General features: G+C 69.3%; 4 protein-coding genes. 2 read left to right on the top strand and 2 right to left on the bottom strand.

The window, feature by feature from the left end; all coding sequences use genetic code 11:
• Positions 1-120 precede the first annotated feature (120 nt).
• Both hisS and ACFWGJ_RS42175 read right to left on the bottom strand, forming a co-directional pair.
• Positions 121-1,383, bottom strand: coding sequence for a histidine--tRNA ligase (gene hisS / locus ACFWGJ_RS42180; RefSeq protein WP_387334258.1), 1,263 nt, complete (start codon positions 1,381-1,383; stop codon positions 121-123).
• A gap of 13 nt (positions 1,384-1,396) precedes the next feature.
• Positions 1,397-2,113 (bottom strand): MBL fold metallo-hydrolase, encoded by a 717-nt coding sequence (locus tag ACFWGJ_RS42175; RefSeq protein WP_387334257.1) that lies wholly within the window; start codon positions 2,111-2,113, stop codon positions 1,397-1,399.
• 180 nt (positions 2,114-2,293) lie between these two features.
• Between ACFWGJ_RS42175 and ACFWGJ_RS42170 the strand changes: the two genes are divergently transcribed.
• Together ACFWGJ_RS42170 and ACFWGJ_RS42165 are read left to right on the top strand one after the other, a co-directional pair.
• Complete coding sequence (locus ACFWGJ_RS42170; RefSeq protein WP_387334256.1) at positions 2,294-3,133, top strand: peptidylprolyl isomerase; 840 nt, start codon at positions 2,294-2,296, stop codon at positions 3,131-3,133.
• A 135-nt stretch (positions 3,134-3,268) separates the two neighbouring features.
• The gene (locus ACFWGJ_RS42165) at positions 3,269-4,498 is read left to right on the top strand and encodes a DUF349 domain-containing protein (RefSeq protein ID WP_387334255.1); all 1,230 of its coding nucleotides are present in this window, start codon (positions 3,269-3,271) and stop codon (positions 4,496-4,498) included.
• Positions 4,499-4,652: the final 154 nt, after the last annotated feature.

Genomic DNA, 4,652 nt, shown 5'->3' with positions numbered 1-4,652 from the left:
GGCTGGTTTTTCAGCCCGTCCGGCGTTTGAGGACGAGCGCGCAGCGCGACAGGGGGGCGAGGGGGCGCAGCCCCCATGTGTGGACGGGAACGGGTAGGGGCGGCGGGGGCGGAGAAAGCCCTAGCTCAGCCGGGATTCCAGTTCCGCCACGATCTCGTTCACCGCCACCGGCACCTGCTCCCCCGACTCCATGTCCTTCAGCTGCACGACCCCCTCGGAGAGGTCCCGCTCACCGGCGACAACCGTGTACCGCGCCCCACTACGGTTCGCGTTCTTCATCGCGCCCTTCAGCCCCTTCCCCCCGTAGGAGAAGTCCGCGGCAACCCCGTTGCGCCGCAGCTCGGTCACCACACCGAAGAGCACCCGCCGCGCCTCCTCCCCGAGCGGCACCGCGAACACACTCGTGGCGGAGGGAAGCTGGAGCGAGACACCCTCGGCCTCAAGGGCGAGGACCGTACGGTCGACGCCGAGCGCCCACCCCACGGACGGCAGCGCGGGCCCGCCGATCATCTCGGAGAGGCCGTCGTAGCGCCCGCCGCCACCGACCGCGGACTGCGAGCCGAGGCCGTCGTGCACGAACTCGAAGGTGGTCCGGGTGTAGTAGTCGAGCCCCCGGACCAGCTTGGGGTCGTCCTCGTAGGAGACGCCCGCCGCCGTGATCAGCTCGCGCACCTCCTCGTGGTACGCCTTGCACGCGTCGCAGAGGTAGTCCCGCAGGAGCGGGGCGCCCACCAGCTGCTTCTGGACGTCGTCCCGCTTGTCGTCGAGGACGCGCAGCGGGTTGATGTCGGCGCGGCGCAGGGTCTCCTCGTCGAGGTCGAGGCCCCGCAGGAAGTCCTGGAGCGCGGCCCGGTAGACGGGCCGGCACTCCTTGTCGCCGAGCGAGTTGAGCAGGATGCGGAACTCGCGCAGTCCGAGCGCGCGGTACGCCTGGTCGGCCAGGATGATCAGCTCGGCGTCCAGCGCCGGGTCCTCCGCGCCGATGGCTTCCGCGCCGACCTGCGAGAAGTGCCTGTACCGGCCCTTCTGCGGGCGTTCGTAGCGGTAGTAGGAGCCCGAGTACCAGAGCTTGACGGGGAGGTTGCCGAGCTTGTGGAGGTTGGCCTCCAAGGCGGCCCGCAGCACGGAGGCCGTGCCCTCGGGGCGCAGCGCCAGCTGGTCGCCGCCCTTGGTCTCGAAGGCGTACATCTCCTTGGTCACGATGTCGGTGGACTCACCGACTCCGCGCGCGAACAGTTCGACGCTCTCGAAGCCGGGCGTCTCGATGTAGCCGTAGCCGGAGTTGCGCAGCGGGGCGGCGATCGCCTCGCGCACCGCGAGGTACTTCGCGCTGTCCGGCGGGATGAGGTCGTACGTGCCCTTGGGGGCCCTGAAGGTGCTCACGGGAATTCTCTCGTCACATTCCTCGTCGCGGGGCGGATGTCGGGTCCGCTCCCTGGCCGGCCGCCGCCACCTGCCGCAGATACGGGTTGGTGGCGCGCTCCTGGCCGATGGTCGTCTGGGCGCCGTGGCCGGACAGCACCACGGTCGAGTCGTCGAGCGGCAGGCACACGCGTGCCAGCGAGCCGAGCATCTCGTCCATGTCGCCGCCGGGCAGGTCGGTTCGTCCGATGGAGCCGGCGAAGAGCAGATCCCCGGAGAAGAACACGGAAGGGATCTCCGTGTTCTCGGGCATCCGGAACGTCACCGACCCCTTCGTATGGCCGGGCGCGTGCGCGACGGAGAAGTCGAGACCGGCGAGTTTCAGCGCGGCGCCGTCCGTCAGTTCCCGTACGTCGTCCGGTTCGCCGACCGTCAGCTCGCCCATCAGCGGCATGCCGATCGAGCGGCCGAGCGCCCGCTCGGGGTCGCTCATCATGTACCGGTCCTCGGGGTGGATCCAGGCGGGCACGTCGTGCGCGCCGCACACCGGGACCACCGAGGCCACATGGTCGATGTGGCCGTGCGTGAGGACGACGGCGACGGGCTTGAGCCGATGCTTGGCGAGCGCTTCCTCGACTCCCTGAGCGGCCTGGTGGCCCGGGTCGATGATCACGCACTCCTCACCTGCGGCGGGGGCGACCAGATAACAGTTGGTGCCCCAGGCCCCGGCGGGGAACCCGGCAATGAGCACGTTCGTCCTTCGGTATGCCGTACGGAATGTCGCACGGGGATGGCTTCGCTGCGGTTCAGAGCCTACCGGCGCTGCCGGAACCACAGCGAACCCATATACGGTACGGGGCACACGCAGGCGGTCGGCTCACAAGACCCACGCGTCCCACCTGACGTACGAGACGCATGAGGAGATAACCCGGTGGTCACCCAGGAACAGCGGCGGCGTCAGCTCGCCCGGGAGAAGTTCTTGCGGCAACAGCAGCGGCGTACGTCCGCTCGGCGCAAGGCCCACGCTCGTAACGCGGTGATCGCGTCGGTCCTCGGCGTGATCGTCGTGGGCAGCGTGGTGTCGTACGCGACCGGGGTCTTCAAGAAGGACGACGACGACAAGTCGAACGCCGCCGCGGAGGCCACCCCGAGCGCCTCCCCCAGCAAGGCTCCGGATCCCTGTGACAAGGCCGCCGCGGGCAAGGTGAAGTCGCTGACGTACAAGAAGGAACCGGCGATCACCATCGACAAGTCGGCGAACTACACGATGAAGCTGCAGACGACCTGCGGCGCGATAGACATCGACATGCCGGCCTCGAAGGCCCCGCACACCGTGAACTCGTTCAGCTTCCTGGTGGGCAAGGGCTATCTGGACCACACCAAGTGCCACCGTCTGACGACGAACGGCATCTACGTGCTCCAGTGCGGCGACCCGCAGGGCACCGGCATGGGCGGGCCCGGCTACACCATCCCCGACGAGAACCTCAAGGACAAGCGCCTCAAGGGCGATGTCTACCCGGCGGGCACGGTGGCGATGGCCAACCAGTACAACGCGCAGACGAAGGAAGGCCGCGACAGCGGCGGCAGCCAGTTCTTCCTCGTCTACCAGGACAGTCAGTTGCCGGCCAACTACACACCGTTCGGCACGATTTCCGAATCGGGCATGAAGGTGCTGAAGAAAATCGCGGCCGCCGGCGAGAGCACTGGCCAGGGCGACGGCACACCCAACGCGACCGTCGTGATCGACAAGGCGACCGTGACGAAATCCTGACCGCAGGCAGCGAAATTTCGGTCGCGCGGGATGCGGACAGCCGCCCCGCCGGTCGCCTATGTTGGCCGTGACGAAACTGTGGACGATGCCCGGGGGCAAAGCAGCCCCACGCAGGCATCATGTGGAGGAGGCGCTGTGAGCAGCGACCCGTGGGGCCGCGTCGACGAGACGGGCACCGTGTACGTGCGTACCACCGACGGCGAGCAGGTCGTCGGTTCCTGGCAGGCCGGTACCCCCGACGAGGCACTGGCCTACTTCGAGCGCAAGTACGAGGGACTGGTCGTGGAGATCGGCCTCCTCGAACGACGAGTGAAGACCACCGACCTGTCCTCGAAGGACGCCCAGGTCGCCATCGCCCATATCCGCGAACAGGTGGACGCCCACCACGCGGTGGGGGATCTGGACGCGCTGAAGGTCCGGCTGGACAAGCTCGTCGAGACGGTCGACGCCCGTCGTGAGGAGCGCAAGGCTCAGCGGGCGAAGCAGTCCGACGAGGCCCGGCACTCCAAGGAGGCGCTGGTCGTCGAGGCGGAGGAGCTGGCCCAGTCCGATCAGTGGCGGGCCGCGGGAGAGCGGCTGCGCGCGCTCGTGGACACCTGGAAGGGCCTGCCGAGGCTCGACCGGAAGTCCGACGACGAGCTGTGGCACCGCTTCTCGCACGCGCGCTCGGCGTTCTCCAAGCGGCGCAAGGCGCACTTCGCGTCGCTGGACGCGCAGCGCGAGGAGGCCCGCAAGACCAAGGAGAAGCTGGTCGCGGAGGCCGAGTCGCTCTCGGCCTCGTCCGACTGGGGTCCGACGGCGGCCCGTTACCGCGAGCTGATGGCGGACTGGAAGGCCGCGGGCCGCGCCCAGCGCGAGCACGAGGACGACCTGTGGAACCGCTTCCGCGGCGCCCAGGACGTGTTCTTCGCGGCGCGCAGCTCGGTGTTCGCCGAGCGGGACGCGGAGCAGACGGAGAACCTGAAGCTCAAGGAGGAGCTGGCCGAGGAGGCCGAGAAGCTCGTCCCGGTGCAGGATCTGAAGGCGGCCAGGGCCGCTTTCCGCTCGATCAACGAGCGCTGGGAGGCCATCGGCCATGTGCCGCGGGACGCCCGGCCGAAGGTCGAGGGGCGGATGCACGCGGTGGAGCGGGCGCTCCAGGAGTCCGAGGAGACCGAGTGGCGCCGGACGAACCCGGAGGCACGCGCGCGTGCGGAGGGTCTGACCGGGCAGCTGCAGGCCGCTGTGGACAAGCTCCAGGGGCAGATCGAGACGGCTCGCTCCGCGGGGAACGGGGCCAAGGCCGACAAGCTCCAGCGGGAGCTGGATGGTCGGCAGGCGCTGCTTGAGCAGGCGCTCAAGGGGCTGCACGAGTTCGGGGGGTAGCCCCAGCCCTAGCGAGACGTGCCGCTGGATGCCCGGGTTGCGTCTGCGGGTGGACTGTGGCCGGCCGCGCAGTTCCCCGCGCCCCTGAAGAAGCGGGGCCGGGCGCCGCGTTCCCCGTGCGGCTCAAAGCCAAAAGACTGCGCAGTTCCCCGCG

The sequence above is a fragment of the Streptomyces sp. NPDC060205 genome, from assembly GCF_042728395.1.
Lineage (GTDB): Bacteria > Actinomycetota > Actinomycetes > Streptomycetales > Streptomycetaceae > Streptomyces.
Note: the sequence above shows the minus strand (reverse complement) of the source record. Positions and strands in the feature narration are given on the sequence as shown.